A 20,843-nucleotide genomic window follows, 5' to 3' on the forward strand; every position below is an offset into this window, starting at 1 on the left:
TGCCGAAGAACCCGCCGCCACACCCGCGTCGAGGCGGACGCCGACAAAGGGACATGATCGTGAGACACGTTGCCGTGGCCCCTGGATGAGACACACTGGAAACACGCAGGCCGCCGTCACGGAACGGGACATTCCAATTGAGGGCCTACATCACCTGTGGGATCTCAAGTTCGGCTGCACGTTCTCACGGCTGACTTCATATCGGCTGCATTTGTGAAGCGGCCGTGAGACAGCGCAGGTCAATGACTGTGCCCTTCGGCGCGGCCTAGCCCGAGGCGTGGCGGCCGTTGACAACGGCGCGTACGGCCCGGTCGCCGCGAGGGTCGGCCATCAGGCGGGCGATGTCCCACCACCGCAGCAGCAGCGCCGGGTAGTGCGGCGGGATCGCGTCCATGAAGTCCTGGTCGAACCGTGCGCGGACGCTCTCGTGGCGCAGGGCGGCGCGGATGTCGTCCAGAGACGGCGGGGCGTGGCGGACGGCGGGTGGCAGCGTGGCCTCGTACGCCGGCGCCAGTTTGCGGCCGGGCTGGGCCATGATGTTCCCGCCCAGCGCGGCGGCTACGTCGTCCTCCAGTTTCTCCTGGGCCTGCACGGCACGCTCCCACCAGTGGTCCCGGAAGGCGACGACGGCCTCGGGGTCGGCCAGGTCGAGGGCATCGCGCTGCTCGTCGAACTCCGCACACTCATCGCCGGGCAGGGCTTCCCGGATCGCGCCGGGAGTTACTCCCGGGTGTCACTGTGCGGTTGCCTCGCGCAGCACCGCCCCGGCTCCGGGCCGCGCACCGTGAGCTGCGTCTATGCCACCCGCAGTCCCGCCAAGGACCGCAATCTGGCCCGCTGGTGGTACCAGGCGCCCGGTGGAACCTCCCGGGTCGGCGGGGGCTGGCGCGGGGGCCGGACGGTCAAGTCCTGGACCGAGATCAGTGCGCCATGAGGCGCCTTGTCGTATCCCCGATTCAGTCGGGAGGAACTTGGAGGGAGGTTCTTGGGTCTGATGGCTTACCCAATCCGGAAACGGTGATGGGGACCAGAGCATGCCAGGAAATTGACGACCGGGCTCAGGTATCGGAGACGGGGCGTCGAGGGACCCGCGTGACACGGTGAAAGCTGCACTGCCTGAACCCAAATCCCCAGAAGATCGAAGGTCCGATCCGCCGGAAAGATACCCGAAACCGGCGCCGTGCTCTGCGGCGGCTTTGTGATTTGGTCGACGCAACCTCCAGAGTGCGGAGCGATGCCCAACGAGGGCATTCAAGGGGATGAGTTGGGCACCTACATCACGCTAGAACGTACGACAAGGACGAACATGGGATCGCCTACGGGAAGAGATCTTCCTATGGCGACGGAGGCCCTGTAGTAGTCGCCGGAGTTACGACCGGCCAAGGAGGACGGGAAAGCGGTCCGCATCGGGCGAAGGGGGCCAGGTGATCGGACACCACAGAGTCGGGAGGTATGCGCAATGCAGAACGCCGAAACGGTGCTGGGTGTCCTCCGTGAACGCGGCAGGCGTGGCCTGCCGTGCAACGAACTGTATCGACAACTCTTCAATCCGCAGTTGTATCTGCTGGCCTACGGGCGTTTGTACTCCAACAAGGGAGCCATGACGCCCGGGGTCACCGGGGACACCGTGGACGGCATGTCGCTGGGCAAGATCGAGCACGTCATCGACGCGCTGCGCCACGAACGCTACCGGTGGAGCCCAGCCCGCAGGGTCTACATCCCGAAGGGGCGGGGCAGCACGAAGCTGCGGCCGCTCGGCCTGCCTCCCTGGAGCGACAAGATCGTCGGCGAAGTGATCCGCCTGCTGCTTGAGGCGTATTACGAGCCGACGTTCTCCACCTCCTCGCACGGTTTCCGGCCCCGACGGGGCTGCCACACCGCCTTGCGTGAGGTGGCTAATACCTGGACGGGCACAGTCTGGTTTGTCGAGGGAGACATCGCCCAGTGCTTTGACCGGCTTGACCATTCGGTCATGCTCCGGATTCTGGGCGAGAAGATCCACGACAACCGGTTCCTTCGGCTGGTGCGGAACATGCTCAAGGCCGGATACATGGAAGACTGGGTCTGGAACGCCACGCACAGCGGTAGTCCGCAAGGCGGGGTTGTTTCACCGATCTTGTCTAATATTTACCTGCACAAGATGGACGAGTACGTCGAGAAGGTTCTTATCCCGGAATACGCCCGGGGCAGGATCAGGAAGCCGAACCGCGCCTTCTTCAGGGTGCGGTCGGCTATGCAACGCGCCCGCAAGCGCGGCGACCGCATCCAGTGGCGGGAACTGCGCAAGCAACTCCGCAGCATGCCGAGCATGGATACTCAGGATCCCGGCTATCGGCGACTGCGGTATGTGCGCTATTGCGACGACACCCTGCTCGGGTTCGCTGGACCAAAGGCAGAAGCCGAGGAAATTAAACAACGGCTGGCGCAATTCCTGCGTGACGAACTCAAGTTGGAGCTGTCGCCGGAGAAAACCCTCATCACGCATGCCCGCACCCAGGCGGCGAGGTTCCTCGGCTACGACATCACCGTGCACCACAACGACCGCAAGATCACCGGCGGACGGCGCTCCGTCAATGGGGTCATCAGATTGCGCGTCCCTCGTTCGGTGGTAACTGCCAAGCAGGCCCAGTACATGAAGCGCGGCAAACCCGCGCGTCGGCCCGAACTGCTGAACCAGGAAGACCACATCATCGTCAGCACCTACGGGTCGGAGTACCGCGGCATCGTCCAGTACTACCTGCTGGCCGGCGACGTCTTTCGACTCGCCAGGCTGCAATGGGTCATGGAGACCTCGATGCTGATGACGCTCGCCAACAAGCACCGCTCGTCGGTGTCGAAGATGGCCCGCAAGTACGCGGCCACCATCGAGACTCCCTACGGGCCGCGCAAGTGCTTTGAGGCCCGCGTCGAACGCGTCGGCAGGAAGCCGCTGGTCGGACGGTTCGGAGGGATCCCGCTGCGACGGGAGAAGAAGACGGTCATTAACGACCGTCGGCTGGCCCCGGTCAACACCAAACGCAAGGAGCTGGTCACCCGGCTCCTCGCCGGACGGTGCGAGTCCTGCGGGCGGATCGACGAGGTGGAAGTCCACCACGTCGCCAAGCTCGCGGACCTCGGACGATCGGGAAACCGGCCGCCGTGGGCAGATCTCATGGCCGCACGGAACCGCAAGACCCTTGTGGTCTGCGGAAGTTGTCATGCGGACATCCACGGCCAAAGGCCCGTCGCAGCACTCACGGAGTAGTCACTGGAAAGCGACGTGCGGTGAAAGTCGCATGCGTCGTTTGGGCTGGGGGCCGTTGGAAAAGGACCTGCTCAGCAGGCACCTCGCCGACGGCCCACCAGTACCCTGGGGATCCGGCGGCCACGACCGCGTCGGGCCCGGCCTCCCCGCGGGCAGCCGGATCTGCGCCGAGTTCAACTACGGCGCCACCACCCGGCCCTGCATCACCCTGCGGTAGACCAGCCTTACCCTTTCGGCCTGGCGCGTGGTCTCGGTGCGGTTGCTGGCACTGCGGCGACCGCTCGTGCAGCGCCGCACGCACCAGGAGGTCGGCGATCGGCGCGCCGGGCTGGGCCGCTTCCCGGCGCAGGGCTTGGCAGGTGGGGCAGTTCTTCTTCACCCGTCGCTTCCCGGAGTGTCACGTCTGGTCTGGGTTCAGGCGCAGCCATGCGGTGAGGGCGGCGTGCAGGTCGAGGACCTGGGCGCGGTCCAGTGGGGAGGCGCTCGGCGCCTCGGCACGTCGCCCGCGGCGGTCAGCCGCAGCCTGGCCCGGCTGCGCCGTGCGGTGGGCGATCCGCTCCTGGTCCGCGCCGGCCAGGGCATGGTCCCCACCCCCAGAGCCCTCGAACTCCGCGAGGAGGTCAGTGCGTTGCTGCGCGGCTGCGACAACGTACTGCGGCCGGGTGCCGGATTCGAGGCCGTCCACCTCCAGCGCACCTTCACCGTGCAGGCGACCGACCTGATCCTGGCGGGCGTCGCTTGCCCTTTGACCGACCGGATCCGGGCGGCGGCCCCGCACGTGGACGTGGTGTTCCTGCCCGAGGCGCTGGAGGACGGGCCCGCGCTGCGCCAGGGCACGGTGGACGTCGAGCTCGGCGTCCTCGACCACCTGGAGCCGGAGATCCGCACCCGGCACATCACACAGAAACAGCTGGTGGGGATCGCTCGTGCCGGGCATCCCTCGCCCTCATGCTGTTCACGACGCGGTACACGGACGCCGCGGTGAACCACCTGCGCGCGGACGGCTTCAACGTCCGCGACGAGGACGTGGCTCGCCTCTCACCGTTCGTGCGGCACCACATCAACATGCTCGACCGGTACTCCTTCCAGCTCCCTGACCTGCCCGGCGGCCTGCGACCACTGCGTCATCCGGACGCCGCCGAGGCGTGAGCCGCAGGCACCGTCGCGGAGGGCCGAACGCTGTTCTCCGCACTACACGGCTCTGCGGTCGGGGGCTGGGGTGCGCGATCGTAGGCGCTCTCCCTGCGGCCCGAACATGATCAGGTATTCGACCGGTCCGCCGCGTCCGGCGTTCGCGACTCCGTGGGCAGTGCGGGTGTCGAACTCGGCCACGTCCCCGGCGCTCAGGACGAGGTCCTGCTCGCCGAGGGCCAGCCACAGCCGCCCGTACAGGACGCACAGCCATTCGTACCCGTCATGGGAGACCTGCCGCGGCCGCGCCGGCGGCGCCTCGATGGCGGGCAGGACGTGCTTGTGGACGTGCAGGCCCCCGACATACCGGGTCAGCGGTAGCACCGCCTTTTCGTTGCCGGAACGCTGCGGCACCGGGGTGCGCGGTCCGGCCGCCGCGGCGGGTGCGGTGCCGACCAGCTCGTCCAGGGAGACGTCGTACGCCTTCGCGAGCTGCAGCAGCACCTCCAGGGTCGGCTTGCGCCAGCCGGTCTCGATCCGCGACAGCGTGCTCAGCGAGATGCCGGTCGCACGGCTGACGCCGGTGAGTGTGGCGCCGCGCTGCTCGCGCGCGGTCCGTAGCCGGGGGCCCATGGCCACCAGCGTGTCAGCTATGCCGTCGTCCGTCACCGTCGCCCCGCTCCCTGCGGACGTGCCGCCTCCACCGCCCTGTCCTGCCAGTTTGCCAGGATGGCAAGAGTGCTCGCGCCGCGCGACCGTCGCGCCGCATGATCGGTGGGTAACCGCGGCCGCCCGTGAACCGAGGAGAAGCGATGCACCAGCCCGCGCCGTCCGCCGACCTGCGCCACCGCACCATCGAGGCACCCGCCGGGCGCCTGCACCTGGTCGAGCAAGGCACCGGACCGCTGGTCCTGCTCGTCCACGGCTTCCCCGAGTCCTGGTACTCCTGGCGCCGCCAACTCCCGGCCCTCGCGGCGGCGGGGTACCGGGCCGTGGCGCTCGACGTGCGCGGCTACGGCCGCTCCTCCAAGCCGGCCGCGACGGACGCCTACCGGATGCTCGACCTGGTGGAGGACAACGTCGCCCTGGTGCGCGCCCTGGGCGAGGAGAGAGCGGTGGTCGTCGGGCACGACTGGGGCTCCAGCATCGCGGCGTCCTCCGCCCTGCTCCACCCCGAGGTCTTCCGCGCCGTCGGACTGCTGAGCGTCCCCTACGCGCCGCCCGGCGGCCCCCGCCCCAGCGACATCTTCGCGCAGATGGGCGACGACCAGGAGTTCTATGTCTCGTACTTCCAGGAGCCCGGCCGCGCCGAAGCAGAGATGGAGCCCGACCTCCGGGGCTGGCTCGCGGGCTTCTACGCGGCCATGTCCGCCGACACCATGCCCACCCAGGGCGAGCCCGACCCACACTTTGTGGCCCGCACCGGCGGCAAGCTGCGCGACCGCTTCCCCGGCGGCAAGCTGCCCGCCTGGCTGACCGAGGACGACCTCGACGTGTACGCCGGGGAGTTCGAGCGCACCGGCATAACCGGGGCCCTCAACCGCTACCGCAACATGGACCGCGACTGGGAGGACCTCGCCCAGTACGGCGGAGCCCCGATCAAACAGCCGTCCCTGTTCATCGGCGGCGCCCTGGACGCTTCCACCACCTGGATGGCCGACGCGATCGACGCCTACCCAGCCACCCTCCCCGGCCTGGCCTCCACCCACATCCTGGACGGCTGCGGGCACTGGATCCAGCAGGAGCGTCCCGAGGAGGTCAACCGCCTGCTGACCGCCTGGCTCGCCTCCCTCCAGGGCTGAATCGGCGGGTGTGCCGGCCGGCCTCCCTCGCAAGAGAACCCCGGTCGGCACACCCGAGGGCAGCGCCCGGCCGGACTCGGGCCAGAGCAACCTGTTACCGAGACGCGAACTCACCTCACACACGGGTCACGTCCGTGAGGTCTTCCACCTGGTCCGGCCCGCACTCGCAGAGCCTCCGTCGTAGGCGCATCCGCGCGTACGACGAGCACTTTGAACCGTGGCGGGTGGCGCGCCGATGATGTGGGGAGGCTGACGACGGCCGAACCCCGGCTTGAAGATGCAGGTCATGCCCGGCTCGATCTCCTGGGTGGTGTGGGGTGTTACGTGAATTTCGGCAGTCTGCCCAGCAGCTCGACAACGCTCAGTGGGCGGCTGGCGGGGCTACGCAGCCGGTCTCGGGGTAGTGGCCGTTGACCTCAGCCCGAACGCAATCCTTGGTGACGGCCCCGGTGACGCAGGCCGTGTTGCCGATCCAGATGCCGTAGTTGCTGCCTGGCGGCGTAGCGCTTGAGTCCTCTGAGTCAAGTCAGGGGGCTGTGAGGCGTTGGGCAGCGGGGTGGCTGTAGGGGTCGTAAGGGGTGGCGTTGTGCCAGCAAGCCCATATGACACGGAGCCATGCGCGGGCGACGATCCGGGTGGCGTGAGGGTTGCGTTTTCCGCGTGCGCGGGCGTTTGCGTAGAGGCTGGCGGCCCAGGGTGATTGCATGCGGGAGTTGTGAGCGAAGGCAGTGATGGCCTTGCGGGCGCGTGTGTTGGCGGCCCACCGGAAGTAGACGCCGCGTGTTTTCCCTGATGCCTTGGTCACTGGTGCGGCTCCGCACTCGGCGGCGGCTTGTTCGGCGGACTCGACGCGGTCAAGGACCGGGCCGACCTCGGCGAGCAGCTGTGCGAGGTTGATGGTGCCCACGCCGGGCAGCTCGGCAAGAAGGACGGTGCGCGGGTGCCTGGCGAGGCGGTCTTTGATGGTCGTCTCGAGCTGGGCGATGGTCGTCTGCAGGCTGCGCAGGAGCTGGACTTGCGCGGTGATGAGCGCAGTGAGGACGTCGGCGGGGAGGTTGACGGGGGCGACGGGAGCAGAGCGGAGCCGGGCCAGCAGTGCGGATGCGGACTTGCCGCCGCGGTAGGCATGGCGCTTGCAGAAGGCGGCCATGCGGGCTTCGCCGAGTCGGGCGGCGGACTGCGGGGTGGGGTAGTCGGTCAGGAACTTCAGGGCGATGTCGGAGACGAGCGAGCAGAACAGGTTCTTGGGTCCGGGCCAGTGCTGTTCGAGCAGAGCGCCGAGCTGGTTGCCGGCGGCGGTGCGTGCACGAACGTGATCGTCGCGCAGGCGCACGAGGGCTTGGAGTTCTCGCAGGCCGCTGTCGACAGGCACGAGGCGGCGCAGGCGGTGGCCGTCGGTGCGTAGGTAGTCGGCGAGTTTGTAGCTGTCGCCGGGATCGGATTTGGCGCCGGAGGCGCCCCATCGAGGTCGGGCGGCGTGAAATGCGGTGGGGTGGACGGGCACGACCGGGTGTCCGGCCTCGAGCAAGCGGTCGACGACCAGCCCACTGGAACGTTCGATGATGACGGGCAGTTCAGCCGGGGTGCCGTGGCTGGACAGTCGGGCCAAGGCGGCCGAAAGGTCGTCTTCGCTGTGCTGGAAGGCCCAGTGGTCGATCACGATGCCGCGGTCATCAATGACGGTCACGTCGTGGCTGGCGCTGGCCCAGTCCCATCCGACGAACATCAATCTCGTCCCTTCTGCCGGAGTTGCTGGTTGACTCCGCAGGTGACGAGACCCGGCTGCCGGTTCCTCATTGTTCGGCCCTCGGTGGGGCATGTCCTTGACGCCGGTCTGGGGCCTCGGCGTGTCAGGGGCGGCAATACTCAAACTGGCCGTCGAGCGCGGCACGGCAACGAGGCCGTCCCCCGACACTCACCGGGGAATCACGGCCCATGGGTTGGGCCGCAGCATCGATACTTCCCCAATGAGGCAACGGACGATTTCGCGCCGGGTCTTACCCTCCTTGATCCGACGCTCGTAGTAGTCCTGCGTGCGCGGGTCGACCCGCAGCCGGGTGAACACAATGGGATGGAGCGCGGCATTGGCCTGACGATCGCCACCACATCAAGCAGCTGCGGAGCATGACGCTTGACGAGGCGAGCCAGGCGAGCGTCCACATCCCGGATCTGCTCGGAGAGCTGGCCGATCCGGCACGCCAGCAGACCCAGCTTGATCCGCGTGGCCTGCAGCACCCCCACTTCACCTCCCTCTTCCGTGCCGCCCGCGTCCTCTTCCGTGCCGCCCGCGTCGGCGAACCGAGCGCAGGCCCGCCCGCTCAATACGGCTCGCGCCGCGTTCTGGGCATCGAGCGGATCTGATGTGCCGCGCCGACGGCGATCCGCCCGGTCCATCCGATTCACATCGATCACGTCGATGCCCTGGGCCAGTAGATAGCGCGACAGGGACGTCCCGTAGGAGCTGCTCCCCTCCACTCCGGCCCGCCGCACCGTTCCGGACTTCCTGGCTCACGTCAGCAGGGCGCGGTATCCCGCCGCAGTGGCCGGGAACCCCGCAGTGGCCAGCGCTGTCCCCATCACGGAGAGCACCGCAGCCACATGGGCATCCCGGTGCGTGTCCACCCCCCACCGCCTCCCCCACCGAGCGACGACGACGGGCTGCACTGCAGGCGGCGTACTGGACGTGGTCGAACTGGGCATGCCGATCCCCTTCCGGTCCGACGGCGCGTCGAGTTGCCGGTACCGGGCCACGCCGGACGGTCAGAATCGTGAGACGCCACAACGAACGGCAAACCCCTATCGGGCCACGCCCGGCCGGCCCGGCACCGAGAACGCACCATCCCCGACCATCGGGGTCGCTGTCATGCCCTCGTCCATCCAGCCGGTCGCGCCGCGCAGGGCGCAGGCGGACGCGCTGTCGGCCCGCGCGTAGGCGGCCGGTGTCCCCAGCAGGAGCAGGAGCAGGGCGGTGACCAGCGCGGGCAGCAGCGTGCTGCGTGCTGCCGTCCATGCAGGAACGGAACGTCTCTTGGTTTCGCGTCCCCTTGATTAATGGCGTGTGACATTTCACAAAAGGCTGAAGGGGTACACCTCTGCCGAAAGCTGTCGCCGGTCCATAACATCCGCTGCCATGGACTTCGAGGTACGGCACCTGCGGGTGGTCTGCGCGATCGCCGAGGCCGACAGCCTCACCAAGGCCGCCGCCTCACTGTGCATGACCCAGCCCGGACTCGGCGCCCAGCTGCGCCGCATCGAAGCCATGCTCGGCGGGGCGCTCTTCGACCGCCGACAGGCCGGCGCGGTCCCCACCGACTTCGGCGACCTCGTGCTCGCCCGCGCCCAGTCCATCCTGCCCGGCATCGACAGTCCGCTCGCCGAAACCGCCCGCCACACGTCCCCCGTGCACCGTCTTCGCCTGGGCTCCGCCGGTGCTCCCCTGTCGCCCATCTCACCCTGGCTGCAAGGGAGTTGCTGCCGAGCGCCGAGGTGACAACCCGCTGCCACCACTCCCCTGTGCCGCTCCTGGACGACCTGGCGGCAGGCCGACTCGAAGCAGCCGTCCTCGGTGACAACCCCGACCAGGAACTCCTGCCGCGCGGCGGCGTCGTCCTCGCCCCGCTCGTCACCGAGCCCGTGTTCGCCCTGCTTCCGCGGCCCACCCGCTGTCCGACCGGGAGCACGTCTCCCTCGACCAGCTGCTCGACGAGGACTGGGCGGTCCCACGCCCCGACCGGGACCGCACCCGCGAGTACTGGTCCTCCGTCTGCGCCGCGACGCACCGCGTCCCCTTCACCCCGTACGAGGCCGAGGGCAGGCAGCTGATCGAGGTCGTACGTGCCGGACTCGCCGTCACGCTATGCCAGGCCACCTTCATCGAGGTCCCCGGTGTCACCGTCCGCCCCCTGACCGGAAACCCCCTCTGGTACCGCCACATCGCGGCCTGGCACCGCGCCGGACCGCTCGCCGCCCATGGCGCCGAGATCCCGGCCAGGCCGCGAGGGCTACTACCTGGACGCCTGCGCCGGCAATCCCGCCTACCCCCGCCGGCGCAGGCGGTTCCCCCACCTGGCGCGGGCGGCCCGGGCATGCCAGTGCTTCGCATAGCCCGCCGACACGCCATGAGCACGTACGAGGAAGGACTCAACCTGCGGGCGGCGTGTTACCACTGGCTGGGGTCGTCCCGTGGACGTATGTTTCGCAGCGGAATACGCCTGGCCGGGCACAGCAAGGTGCCAAAGGAAACAGGAAGGGAGTGCCCGCGATGACCGAGCAGCGCACCGTCACCGTCTTCGGCGCGACGGGTAACCAGGGAGGCTCACTCGTACGGGCGATCCTCGCGGACCCGGACAGCGGCTTCGTGGTCCGCGCGGTGACCCGCCGGCCGGACTCGGACCGGGCCAAGGAGCTGGAGCGGCTGGGAGCTGAGGTGGTCCGGGCCGATCTGGATGACGAGGAGAGCCTGGTCGCGGCACTCAACGGCTCGTACGGGGCGTACTTGGTGACCAATTTCTGGGAGGACATGGACGCGGCGCACGAGAAGGCCCAGGCCGCGGCCCTGGCTCGGGCCGCGGGGCAGGCGGGTGTGCAGCACGCCATCTGGTCCACCCTGGAGGACACCCGCGAGTGCATTCCGCTGGACGACAACCGGATGCCCACGCTCCAAGGCACCTACAAGGTCCCGCACTTCGACGGCAAGGCCGAAGCCGACCACTACTTCACCGACGACGGTGTACCGACCACCTTCCTGCGCACCACGTTCTACTGGGAAAACCTGTTCGGCGCGTTCGCCCCGCAGCGAGGCGAAGACGGCACGTTCGAGCTGAACTTCCCGATGGGCGGCAGCAGACTCTCCGGCATCGCCGTTGACGACATCGGCAAGTCAGCTCTCGCCATCCTCAAGCGCGGCACCGACTTCATCCCCGCCACCGTCAGCATCGCGGGCGAGCACGTGCCCGTCGCCGACATGGCCGCGGCCATGTCCGAGTCACTCGGCCAACCCGTCCGCTACCGGCCTCTGACACCGGACGCGTTCCGTGCTCTCCCCTTCCCCGGCGCCGACGAAGTCGGCAATATGTTCCAGTTCTACGCCGACTGCGAGGCCCGCTTCACCGGCGCCCGCGACCTCGACGCCGTCCGCGCCCTCAACCCCGCCCTCCAGGACTTCTCCACCTGGCTGGCCGCACACCGGGACAAATTCCACTTGAGCTGAAGGCTGCGAGCACCACCAGGTCTTCGCGCCCAACCCGAAACCGGTCCACACGCCATGAGCATGGATCCGGCCCGAACCGCCGCCAACGGCCGTTGCCCGGCACGCCGTTTCGACCAGCTGCGGCTCGAAGCGGTCAGGTCATCAGGACCGCCGTCATGCTCCCGCTGGCCGCGCCGGCAACCAGCGCCAACATCACGAGCCGCACACGCTGCACCCGTCCGGCACCCATCCGGCCGACTCAGCCAACTCCCCAGCACTGCGCCACGCACCAAGTCGCACCGCGCGCCGTATTCGTCATCGGGCCACCGCCGAGGAATCACCGGCCGACAGGTACGGGGCGCTCCAGCTCGAAGCTCGGGCGCCGTCGAGCCGAAGGCGCTCCACCGTGTTGTTCTGTGCGTTCACCACCGGAGCCGACCAGACCGGTGTGCTGGGGATCGACCCGCAGACCAACGCTCTTCGCGGGCCGTTCCGGTGTTCGTCAGCGTCAGGCCCACGAGCCCCTCGCGGTTTGTGTCCACAGCCGAGGTGGCTCACTTGATCACCGGCCTGGAGACATTGCGGGCGCCCACGGGGTCCACGGCGTCCACGGCGTCCACCGGAGAGGCCAACCGGTTGATCGCCTGTGCGGCGGCTTCCTGTTTGCGGCGTGATCGACAGTGCGCCGAGTAGTCTGCCGGCGTCCTTGCAGGCATCCCCCGGAGGGAAAGCCATGTTGACGGTCCGTCGTGTGCTGGTCATGGTGCTCGCGCTCGCCCTGCTGGGCACGGCCGACTTCGCTCTGTCCGGCGCGGCTGCCGTCGGTCCCGCCTCGGCGGATCTGCGGATCGCCTCCAAACGCCGCTATTACAACAACAACCTTCCGTACGGGCAGAGCGAAACCATCACGCTCTACCTGTACAACGCCGGACCGGACACGGCCCGCGGTGTCACCGCCGATGTGGGGTACGCGCCGTCGATGGACTACGAGCGCGCCGCCCCGTCGGTCCGCAGGGCGAGTGTCCTCGACGTCCGGCCGTCGGAGCTGCTCACCACGGGAGCGGTGCGCTGGGGAGACCCGAGTTCGGCCTCCCCCTGCGTGATCCCCTCGAAGGGCGACTTCCTCACGTGCCCGCTGCCCGATCTCGGCCCGGAGGAAATGCTCGAACTGAGCGTGCGCTTCCCCATGACGCACGACACGTCCTACCGGGACCGCACGGTGGATGCGACGGTGAACTCCGCCACTGCTGACCCGAATTCGACGAACAACAGCACCCACTACACCATCACACCCAACCACGGCTCGGACCTGAGCAATACGGCGTACTGGAACACCCCGGGAGACCTTCAGCAGCTGGACCCGCCCGGCGCGGAACTGACGGCGGTCGCCCTGACGGACCTGCGGATCGCCTCCAAGCGGCGCTACTACAACAACAACCTTCCGTACGGGCAGAGCGAAACCATCACGCTCTATCTCGCCAACTCCGGGCCCGCCGTTGCCCGCGACATCAGGGTGCGCGCGGAGTACACGCACTCACTGAACTATGACGCGGCAGCAGCCGATCCATCCGTGCGCGGCATGACGGTTCCGGTGGGCGCGCCCGTCAGCGAGGTGCTCACCGATGCCCGGGACGTCGACTGGTCGCCACCCGAGAGGACGGCGGCATGCAAGGTGGACGGGTGGAAACTCGACTGTCCACTACCGGACATGGGCCCACAGCGGGCTCTGGAGCTGCGGCTGACCTTCCCGATGACCCATGAGTGGTCCTACGACGACGATGACCTGACCGCGTCGGTCACCACGAGCACCAGCGACACTGACCCGAACAACAACTCCACCCGGTACACGTTCACGCCCAACCACGGAAGCGATCTCAGCAACAAGGCGTACTGGAACACCCCTGGGGAGCTGGACCAGCTCGACGGATCCGACATCGGGGAATCCGGCCGTCCCTGCGAGAACGGCTGGAGCGCCGACACCACCGCGATCGTCTACGAGAAGAACGGCACCAGGCCCGTCACCCAGACCCTCTCCAACCTCCGCAGCACACTCGGCAGTTCGTCGTACCAGGTTCCCACCCTGGACAAACGGGGATTCCCGGCCTCCGCCCCGGCCACGCTGACCGACGTCACCAAACCGGCCCGGACCGACGGCTACCGCCTCAGCTTCTCCCTCGACGACCATCCCGACGACGAACAGACCTACGTCGCGGCCCCCGACACCCTGCTCTACCTCGACCCGGTCCACCACCCTGGTCTCGGGCCCGGACCGCCCGAGCCGTTGATGGGGCGGTGGCTTCCCGTACGGATGCTCTGGCCCGGGGCCATGGTCCGCGGCCTCAGCGCCAACCGCAGGCAAGTCACGGCGCACATCACCCGGCTCCGCACCGTCGAATCGGGCGATGTTGGCTCACTGCTTCAGCCGACCGTGCTCAGCCGCAGTCACAGCTACGTCGTCGGCACCGCCGACCGCGGCGGGATCTTCACCCACAACGGCGGCCCCCAGCAGTGCGGACCGGCCAAGGGCCCCGCCCTCCTCGCCGGCCTCCAGCGGCTCGCCAACCGTCTGGTGGCCACCACACCGCCCCCGACCACCACCACGCCCCGCCCCCGCCCGCATCTGCGCCCCCGCCCCTACCCCGCGCCCACCCCGCCACCCCGCCGGGCCTGTCCCCCGCCGCTGCCCGTGGGCGTGCCCCGCCGAGACGAGGACGGCAATTGGCTGATCTACCTCTACGAAGCGGCCACCCCCGACGTCGTGGCCAACGCCCGCGCCGCCGTCGCCAACGGAGCGCCCTGGCGGCTCACCTACTCCCCCGGTGTCGACCGCAGACGCCTCTCCCTGCGCGGCTCGCCGGCTCAGAGCCAGCTGTTCAACCTCTCATCCGCGGAAACTCAGGGCCCACAGGGCAACCGCCTGGGCCAGCTCGACCGCGACGAATACCCGCCCAACATCGCGGCGGAAGGCGGCGTCACCGCGCAGGTCATGTACATCGAGGCCACGGACAATCAGGACGCCGGACGCCTGATGGGCCAGCAACTCCAGTGCTACACCGGCGCCGGCTCCCAGGGCGGGGACACGGCCCGCCCCACCGACCCACCGGCACGCGTCACCGACGGACGCGTCCGTATGCAGCCCGGCGACACCTTCCGCTACGCCATCATCGACGAGGCATACGAGGTCGTGGAATACCTCGGCGACGGCTACACCGACGACACCCAGATTCCCCCACCGCCGCCATCCTGAACTCCCTGCCAGCACCAACTGACGACCGAGGTACGAGCATCAGCAACGAGACCGGCAGGATCATGCCAGCCGCCTGAGAAACGGATGCCCCGGCTCTTCACAAGAGCCGGGGCTCTCCATTCCGGCGATGCTGTATGAGGTCGTCTTCGTGGTGGCAGGACAGTTCCCGGGTGTCTTCGGCCGCGGTGACGGCATTGAGGCGGTACGCGTCGGTGGGGGTACTGGCGGCGGCGAAGCGGTCGTGGCAGGGACGTCGTTGAGCGGGGTCGGGTCGGCCTGCCAGGCCTGAAGCGGGGTGGCGCCGTGCAGGCCGTCGGGGCGGTGCTCGGTGTTCCGCCAGCTCACCCAGGTAGCAGCTCCTCCGCGATGGCCTGGAGCCTCATCGACGGTACAGCGGTGGGCTGTTGGACGGGGCGGCGGGTGGTAGCGACGGTGTCGTGACCAAGAACGAGAGCGGCGGCCAGGTCGAGTACCGATACGGCGCTGACACCTCTTCCGGCCCTGGTTCTTCCGGCCCTGGTCTACGGCAGATGGCGGACGGGGCTTGTGGAGCCCAGCCCCGGTCAGCACGCTTGGCTCCATGACCCCACCCGACCCCGCTCCGGTCCGGTCTCCCGGCGCGGCCCGGCCGCCCGGACCCCACCGGGCACTGCTGGCGGGATCCGTCGGCAACTTCATCGAGTGGTACGAGTTCGGCGTCTACGGCTATCTCGCCACCGTCATCGCCGCACGGTTCTTCACGCCCGAGGGAGGCAGTGAGACCGAAGGGCTCGTCAGGACGTACGCGTCCTTCGCGCTCGCGTTCTTCTTCCGGCCTGTCGGGGCCGCCGTGTTCGGAAGGCTCGGCGACCGAGTCGGCCGCCGGCCCGTGCTCGTCCTGGTCATCTGCCTGATGACCGGCGCCACGACCCTCATCGGCGCGCTGCCGACGTACGCGTCCGCCGGCGCCGCCGCGCCCTGGCTGCTCACCGTGCTGCGCGTCGTCCAAGGGCTGTCGGCAGGTGGGGAGTTCGGGGGCGCCGTGGCGGTCATGACGGAGTTCGCGCCGCCGGGGCACCGGGGACGCTACGGGGCGTGGCAGTCATTCACCGTGTCGATCGGTCTGCTCGCGGGCGCCGGCACCACGGCGCTCCTGGCGACGGTTCTGACCACCGAGCAACTGGACGGATGGGGATGGCGACTGCCGTTCCTGCTCACGCTGCCCCTGGGACTCGGCGCCCTGTGGCTGCGTCTCCACCTGGACGAAACACCCGCCTTCGCCGCCTCGGCCGTGACGAAGGAGAGCGAAACCCTGAGGCATCCACCCGCCCGTCCACCCACCGGAGAAACGGTCAAAGCGATCGCGCTGGGCGTTGGACGGCTGACGGGATGGTCGGCCGCCGGATACACCTTCCTGGTGGTCCTGCCCTCCTACCTCCAGCACACCGCGAACGTCTCGTTCCAGCAGGCGCTGCTCGCCACCGTGCTGGCGAACGTCGGCTTCGCGGCCACGATCCTGCCCTCGGGCGAGCTGAGCGACCGGATCGGACGACGACCGGTGATGCTGGCCGGTGCGCTGCTGGTCACCGTGTTCGCGCTGCCGCTACTCAACCTGGTACAGGACCCCGGCACACCCTCGTACGTGAAGGGGGCCCTGCTCCTGGTCGCGGGCGCCGCGGTCGGCCTGATGGCCGGGCCCGGGCCGGCGATGCTGGCCGAGATGTTCCCAACCACCGTGCGCTACACGGGACTCGGGCTGGCGTACGCCCTCTCCAACGCCGTGTTCTCCGGATGCGCCGGCCTGATCATCACCGAGGCCATCCAGCGGACCGGGGACGCGGACATCCCCGCGTACTACGCCTCGGCCGCCTGCACCGTCAGCCTTGCCGCGCTGCTCACACTGAGCGGAGACGCCCACCAAAGGAGCCTGCGGTGAACGCCCGGCGCAACAACGGCCCCCCGACCAAGGCCCCGTATACAGCCGACTCGCACCCGGACAGACCCCGGACGAACGCCCTGCGGGTGATCGGCCTGATGTCCGGAACCTCGTACGACGCCATCGACGCCGCCGCAGCCGACGTGGCCCTGGAAGGCAACACGCTGGTCCTCACCCCGCTGGGCACGATCAGCACACCGTACGGAGACGAACTCCGCACGGAACTGGCCCGGTCACTCCCACCCGCCGGCACCGACCTGGCCACGGTGTGCAGGCTCGATACGCGCATCGGGCAGGAGTTCGCCGCGCTGGCCGTCCGGGCCGACGCCGAACTGTGCGACGGACGGGCCGACTTGATCGCCTCGCACGGGCAGACGGTCTACCACTGGGCCGAAGACGGCCGGGTGCACGGAACCTTCCAGATCGGCGAACCGGCCTGGATCGCCGAGGCGACGGGCCGCCCTGTCGTGTCCGGCTTCCGGACCCGCGACGTGGCCGCCGGGGGCCAGGGCGCGCCTCTGGTGAGCATCGTCGACGTCCTGTGGCTGCGCGGCCGTCCAGGCGTGCCCGTCGCGCTCAACCTCGGTGGTATCGCGAACGTGACGGTGGTGCCGCAGGGAGCGGCCGGCTCGCCGCTCGCCTTCGACACCGGCCCCGCCAACGCGCTCATCGACGCGGCCGCAAGAGAGCTGGCGCGACCCGACTCCTCAGGCCCGGCCCCCTCCATGGACACCGGCGGCGCGCTCGCCGCACGGGGCAGCGTCCACCAGCCACTGCTTCACCGGCTGCTGGCCGAGCCGTACTACGCGCTGCCCGCCCCCAAGACGACGGGCAAGGAACTGTTCCACTGGCCCTATCTGCGCACCGCGCTGGCCGCGTGCGGGCCGGTGCCCGTCGAGGACGTCCTCGCCACGGTGACCCGGCTCACCGCACGGACCGTCGCCGACGCCCTCCGGCCCTTCGGCACCACGGAGGTGATCTCTTCGGGCGGCGGAACCCGCAACCCGGTGCTGATGCGGTGGCTGGCGGAGGAAATCGCCCGGCACAAGGACGCCGGCCCCACCGTGCTGCGAACCTCGGACGAGCTCGGGCTGCCGTCGGGCGCGAAGGAGGCCTATGCCTTCGCGGTGCTCGGCTGGCTCACCGCTCACAGCCTCCCGGGAACGATCCCCACCTGTACGGGCGCGCGCCACCCGAGCATCCTCGGCTCGATCACCCCCGGCAGACCGGGCCGCGGGCTACCGCAGCCGCCGACGTCACCACCCACCGAGCTGGTTGTCCGCCCCTCACACACACCCGACTGACAGCGCCCCCGGTCCCCGGCACGGCACCGGTCGGCGCGGCGGGTATGGCGATCCGGGACCCGGTCCGGGGCCCGACGGCTGCGGGGTTCGGCCACCGGCTCGGCCACCGGCTTCGCCGGCGTCGACATCAAGGACGCCGACCACACCTCCAACCCCATCCATCGCGGCCACGCCCAGCCCCGCATCATCACCCTCAAGCCCGGCGACGCCGCCGTCTTCGACCTCTCCTACACCATCGACACCAGCGGCAACAGTCTCGCCCACCCCACCAACATCCAGGTGACGCCCCCGAACGAGACCCACACCGTCACCCTGAACTGGCCCACCGGCGCAGGACAGATCAAGGGCGCCTACACCGACGTCGAGGTCTACCCCACCCACACCACCAACTAGTCCGTACTTAGCGGGTCGTCGTTCAAGTCTGTGGCCGGCGGGTGGGGGTGACACGTCATGCCGGGGGTGTGCCTTCTACCGGTGTGGCGGGCCGCAGCAGGGTCCGGCCTGTCCAGGAGGCAGGGGTGCTGGCCGGGGCCGAGGCCGCGCCGTTATGGCAGTGTCTGGCCGTCCAGTGATCGAAGGACTGGCCTGCCCGGGTGGGAGTGAAACGGGTGCGGCTCCTTCGGCGGGAGGGGTTGAGCTGCGGTGTGCCAAGTCCGCTGTCCGGAGGAACGCTGAGAATGAGTACCCATCGAGTCGTGCAGGTGGCCGAGGCGAACGGCCCGCTGGAGCCGGCCGAGCGTGAGGTGGCGCAGCCGGGCTCCGGCCAGGTCAGGATCGCGGTGGAGGCGTGCGGCGTCTGCCACTCCGACGCCCTGTTCGTGGGCGCCGGAGTGCCGGGCATCTCGTTCCCCGAGGTGCCGGGGCACGAGATCGCGGGCCGCATCGAGGAGTTGGGCGAGGGTGCCCGCGACCGGGGCTGGCAGGTCGGCGACCGGGTCGCGGTCGGCTGGTTCGGGGGCAGCTGCGGCCACTGCCGGTCCTGCCGGGAGGGCGACTTCATCGCCTGCCGGAACCTGAAGGTCCCCGGATGGGCGTACGACGGGGGGTTCGCCGAGAAGGTGATCGTGCCCGTGGACGCCCTGTCCCGGATCCCCGACGAGCTGGCGGCGGCCGATGCCGGGCCCATGGCCTGCGCGGGCGTGACCGTCTTCAACGCCCTGCGCCGCAGCTCCGCCTGGCCTGGCCAGCTGGTCGCGGTGCTCGGCCTCGGCGGCCTCGGGCACCTGGGAGTGCAGTACGCGGCGGCGATGGGCTTCGAGACCGTGGCGATCGCCCGCGGCCCCGAGAAGGCAGGCTTCGCCAAGCAGCTCGGCGCCCACCACTACGTCGACAGCACCTCCGCCACCCCGGTCGGCGAGGGGCTCAAGTCGCTCGGCGGCGCCGATGTCGTACTGGCCACGGCCGGCAACTCGGGGGCCATCACCGCCACCGTGAACGGCCTGGCCCCGCGCGGGGAACTGGTGGTCATCGGAGCGGACACCGAACCCCTGGCCATCAGCCCGGCCCAGCTCATCGCGGGAGTGGCGGTCGTCCGGGGCCATGCGTCCGGCACCTCGCAGGACGTGGAGGACACCATGGCCTTCAGCGTCCTGCACAACATCCGCCCGATGACCGAGATCGTCCCGCTGGACCGGGCCGCGGAGGCCTATCAGAAGATGCCGGCCGGCAAGGCACGCTTCCGGATGGTGCTGACGATGGACTGACGACCCATCAATGGGCACCGTTTCAGGGCCAGTTGGTGAGTCCGGGCAGCCCGGGCCACCGCCCGTTCCCCGGGGCGCCCGGAGGTCCGACCTTCAGGATCCCCCATGACGTTGCGCACGCCCCGCCGGACAGCTGTTTGCACACATGCGCAAACAAGGGTCTTTGGTCCCTGGCCGGGGCTCCCCCGCCCCGCTTACCATGGAGACACCCGGTTCACGTGAACCGGACACACCACGGAGCCGAGGAAAGGAGGCGGGATCATGGACATCAGTCCGAGTCCGAGTCGCGACCGACTCCTCGCACGCACGCGCCCCCACCCGTCTCCTTCCGGCACCCGCTGACGCCCGCGAATCCGCCGCGCCCGCGCAGCCTCTGCCGCCGCCCGCACCACGGGAGGCCGCCATGGCTTTCACCTACGCCGAGCCCACGATCCGGCTCAACCTCGACGGAATCCCCACCACCTACCTCCTCGCCACCCCGGACACCGGCTCTGGCCTGGTCCGGCCCCTGCCGTACGGCCTGGTCTACGACCCGCGCGTGCACACGGCGTACGTCCTCGCCCAGCAGGGGCACCGAGCCGCATGGCTCGCCCACGCACCTCGACCTGCCCCGCGACGCCGCCCGCCGGATCGTCGCGCTGGCCCGCCCCACCCCGGTGCCGCGCCCGCTCACCGACAGGGTCTTCGGCATCACCTACTGACACCAACGACACACCCCTTATGGAGGTGACAACATGACTCATGTACACACCGCAAACACTCCGCACCGTCCCGGCGGCACCGCCCACGACCACCGGCCGGGCTTCCGCGACGCCCTGGCCGCCCCCGCCGCTGAGCGCCGGTACCGGCGGACCCGTCCCGAACTGCGGACGCCCGCCCCCGCCTGCGCGACCGAGCAGCCCAAGGCCCCCTGCCATCGCATCGGCCGCCTGGTGGTGGACGGTGGCCGCCGCCGAGCCTGGGTCGATGGCCGCCAACTGCGCCTGACCTGCATGGAGTTCGAGCTCCTCGCCCACCTGGCCGCCAACCCGGGGAGGGGATTCACCCGCTCCCGGCTCATGGAGCTGGTCTGGCAGCGCAGCGCCCCGGGCGACCTGGAGACCGTGGACACCCACATCGACCGCCTGCGCGACAAACTCGGCACCGCGCACCGGCCGCTGATCCGTACGACGTCCGCCACTGGATACGCCCTCGCCGCCGACGCCTCGGCCCCGGCGGCGTAACCGCGTCACCGCCGCCGGAGCCCGGCGTGAGCGTTGCGCGGCGATCCCGCGCAACCATGCCCCCATCCCTGGCGCCGCCCTCGGGC

Annotated in this window: 20 protein-coding genes and 1 pseudogene; 18 read left to right on the plus strand and 3 right to left on the minus strand. The window is 69.6% G+C overall.

Going from position 1 to position 20,843, the window contains the following annotated elements:
* Positions 1 to 265: 265 nt before the first annotated feature.
* Positions 266 to 592 (minus strand): hypothetical protein, encoded by a 327-nt coding sequence (locus ACSHXC_RS00680; protein ID WP_438289618.1) that lies wholly within the window; start codon positions 590 to 592, stop codon positions 266 to 268.
* A gap of 15 nt (positions 593 to 607) precedes the next feature.
* Here ACSHXC_RS00680 and ACSHXC_RS00685 point away from each other — a divergent pair, with 15 nt between their 5' ends.
* The 5 genes and pseudogenes from ACSHXC_RS00685 to ACSHXC_RS00705 all read left to right on the plus strand — a co-directional run.
* A complete protein-coding gene (locus tag ACSHXC_RS00685) occupies positions 608 to 934 on the plus strand; it encodes a hypothetical protein (protein WP_438289619.1) in 327 nt (108 codons plus the stop codon).
* 525 nt (positions 935 to 1,459) lie between these two features.
* Entirely contained in the window at positions 1,460 to 3,244 is a 1,785-nt protein-coding gene (locus tag ACSHXC_RS00690) for a reverse transcriptase domain-containing protein (RefSeq protein WP_438289620.1), read from the plus strand.
* A 31-nt stretch (positions 3,245 to 3,275) separates the two neighbouring features.
* Positions 3,276 to 3,461 (plus strand): hypothetical protein, encoded by a 186-nt coding sequence (locus ACSHXC_RS00695; RefSeq protein ID WP_438289621.1) that lies wholly within the window; start codon positions 3,276 to 3,278, stop codon positions 3,459 to 3,461.
* Between the two features lie 225 nt (positions 3,462 to 3,686).
* The gene (locus ACSHXC_RS00700; protein WP_438289622.1) at positions 3,687 to 4,229 is read left to right on the plus strand and encodes a LysR family transcriptional regulator; all 543 of its coding nucleotides are present in this window, start codon (positions 3,687 to 3,689) and stop codon (positions 4,227 to 4,229) included.
* Positions 4,187 to 4,393 (plus strand): annotated as a pseudogene (locus tag ACSHXC_RS00705) (Tn3 family transposase); the annotation flags it as partial. The gene ACSHXC_RS00700 and the pseudogene ACSHXC_RS00705, both read left to right, overlap by 43 nt.
* Positions 4,394 to 4,435: 42 nt before the next feature.
* On the opposite strand, the gene ACSHXC_RS00710 reads toward ACSHXC_RS00705, so the two are convergent.
* Positions 4,436 to 5,008, minus strand: a complete 573-nt coding sequence (locus ACSHXC_RS00710; RefSeq protein ID WP_438296368.1) for a helix-turn-helix domain-containing protein — start codon at positions 5,006 to 5,008, stop codon at positions 4,436 to 4,438.
* 179 nt (positions 5,009 to 5,187) lie between these two features.
* On the opposite strand from ACSHXC_RS00710, the gene ACSHXC_RS00715 reads away from it, so the two are divergent.
* Positions 5,188 to 6,177, plus strand: a complete 990-nt coding sequence (locus ACSHXC_RS00715; protein WP_438289623.1) for an alpha/beta fold hydrolase — start codon at positions 5,188 to 5,190, stop codon at positions 6,175 to 6,177.
* Positions 6,178 to 6,703: 526 nt separating this feature from the next.
* Here the strand turns inward: ACSHXC_RS00715 and ACSHXC_RS00720 are convergent.
* On the minus strand, positions 6,704 to 7,903 hold the full coding sequence (locus tag ACSHXC_RS00720) for an IS110 family transposase (protein ID WP_438289624.1): 1,200 nt from the start codon (positions 7,901 to 7,903) through the stop codon (positions 6,704 to 6,706).
* Positions 7,904 to 8,301: 398 nt separating this feature from the next.
* Between ACSHXC_RS00720 and ACSHXC_RS00725 the strand changes: the two genes are divergently transcribed.
* The 12 genes from ACSHXC_RS00725 (at position 8,302) to ACSHXC_RS00780 (ending at position 20,757) form a co-directional block, all read left to right on the plus strand.
* Positions 8,302 to 8,538, plus strand: coding sequence for a hypothetical protein (locus tag ACSHXC_RS00725; RefSeq protein ID WP_438289625.1), 237 nt, complete (start codon positions 8,302 to 8,304; stop codon positions 8,536 to 8,538).
* A gap of 769 nt (positions 8,539 to 9,307) precedes the next feature.
* Positions 9,308 to 9,667 carry a LysR family transcriptional regulator gene (locus ACSHXC_RS00730; RefSeq protein ID WP_438289626.1) on the plus strand — a complete coding sequence of 120 codons (360 nt, stop codon included), beginning with the start codon at positions 9,308 to 9,310 and terminating at the stop codon, positions 9,665 to 9,667.
* 205 nt (positions 9,668 to 9,872) lie between these two features.
* On the plus strand, positions 9,873 to 10,442 hold the full coding sequence (locus ACSHXC_RS00735) for a hypothetical protein (RefSeq protein WP_438296369.1): 570 nt from the start codon (positions 9,873 to 9,875) through the stop codon (positions 10,440 to 10,442).
* Positions 10,439 to 11,386 carry an NmrA/HSCARG family protein gene (locus tag ACSHXC_RS00740; protein ID WP_438289627.1) on the plus strand — a complete coding sequence of 316 codons (948 nt, stop codon included), beginning with the start codon at positions 10,439 to 10,441 and terminating at the stop codon, positions 11,384 to 11,386. Before ACSHXC_RS00735 ends, ACSHXC_RS00740 begins: the two co-directional genes overlap by 4 nt.
* Positions 11,387 to 12,098: 712 nt before the next feature.
* Positions 12,099 to 14,612, plus strand: a complete 2,514-nt coding sequence (locus ACSHXC_RS00745; protein ID WP_438289628.1) for a hypothetical protein — start codon at positions 12,099 to 12,101, stop codon at positions 14,610 to 14,612.
* A gap of 127 nt (positions 14,613 to 14,739) precedes the next feature.
* Positions 14,740 to 14,901, plus strand: a complete 162-nt coding sequence (locus tag ACSHXC_RS00750) for a hypothetical protein (RefSeq protein ID WP_438289629.1) — start codon at positions 14,740 to 14,742, stop codon at positions 14,899 to 14,901.
* Between the two features lie 291 nt (positions 14,902 to 15,192).
* On the plus strand, positions 15,193 to 16,527 hold the full coding sequence (locus ACSHXC_RS00755) for an MFS transporter (protein WP_438289630.1): 1,335 nt from the start codon (positions 15,193 to 15,195) through the stop codon (positions 16,525 to 16,527).
* A gap of 80 nt (positions 16,528 to 16,607) precedes the next feature.
* Entirely contained in the window at positions 16,608 to 17,831 is a 1,224-nt protein-coding gene (locus ACSHXC_RS00760; protein ID WP_438296371.1) for an anhydro-N-acetylmuramic acid kinase, read from the plus strand.
* 78 nt (positions 17,832 to 17,909) lie between these two features.
* Positions 17,910 to 18,224, plus strand: a complete 315-nt coding sequence (locus ACSHXC_RS00765) for a DUF4232 domain-containing protein (protein WP_438296372.1) — start codon at positions 17,910 to 17,912, stop codon at positions 18,222 to 18,224.
* Positions 18,225 to 18,508: 284 nt separating this feature from the next.
* Positions 18,509 to 19,534: an alcohol dehydrogenase catalytic domain-containing protein gene (locus ACSHXC_RS00770; RefSeq protein WP_438289631.1), complete on the plus strand. Its 1,026-nt coding sequence runs from the start codon at positions 18,509 to 18,511 to the stop codon at positions 19,532 to 19,534.
* A gap of 403 nt (positions 19,535 to 19,937) precedes the next feature.
* Positions 19,938 to 20,264 carry a hypothetical protein gene (locus tag ACSHXC_RS00775; RefSeq protein WP_438289632.1) on the plus strand — a complete coding sequence of 109 codons (327 nt, stop codon included), beginning with the start codon at positions 19,938 to 19,940 and terminating at the stop codon, positions 20,262 to 20,264.
* A 4-nt stretch (positions 20,265 to 20,268) separates the two neighbouring features.
* On the plus strand, positions 20,269 to 20,757 hold the full coding sequence (locus ACSHXC_RS00780; RefSeq protein WP_438289633.1) for a winged helix-turn-helix domain-containing protein: 489 nt from the start codon (positions 20,269 to 20,271) through the stop codon (positions 20,755 to 20,757).
* Positions 20,758 to 20,843: the final 86 nt, after the last annotated feature.

The organism is Streptomyces sp. HUAS TT7, assembly GCF_051550175.1.
GTDB lineage: Bacteria > Actinomycetota > Actinomycetes > Streptomycetales > Streptomycetaceae > Streptomyces.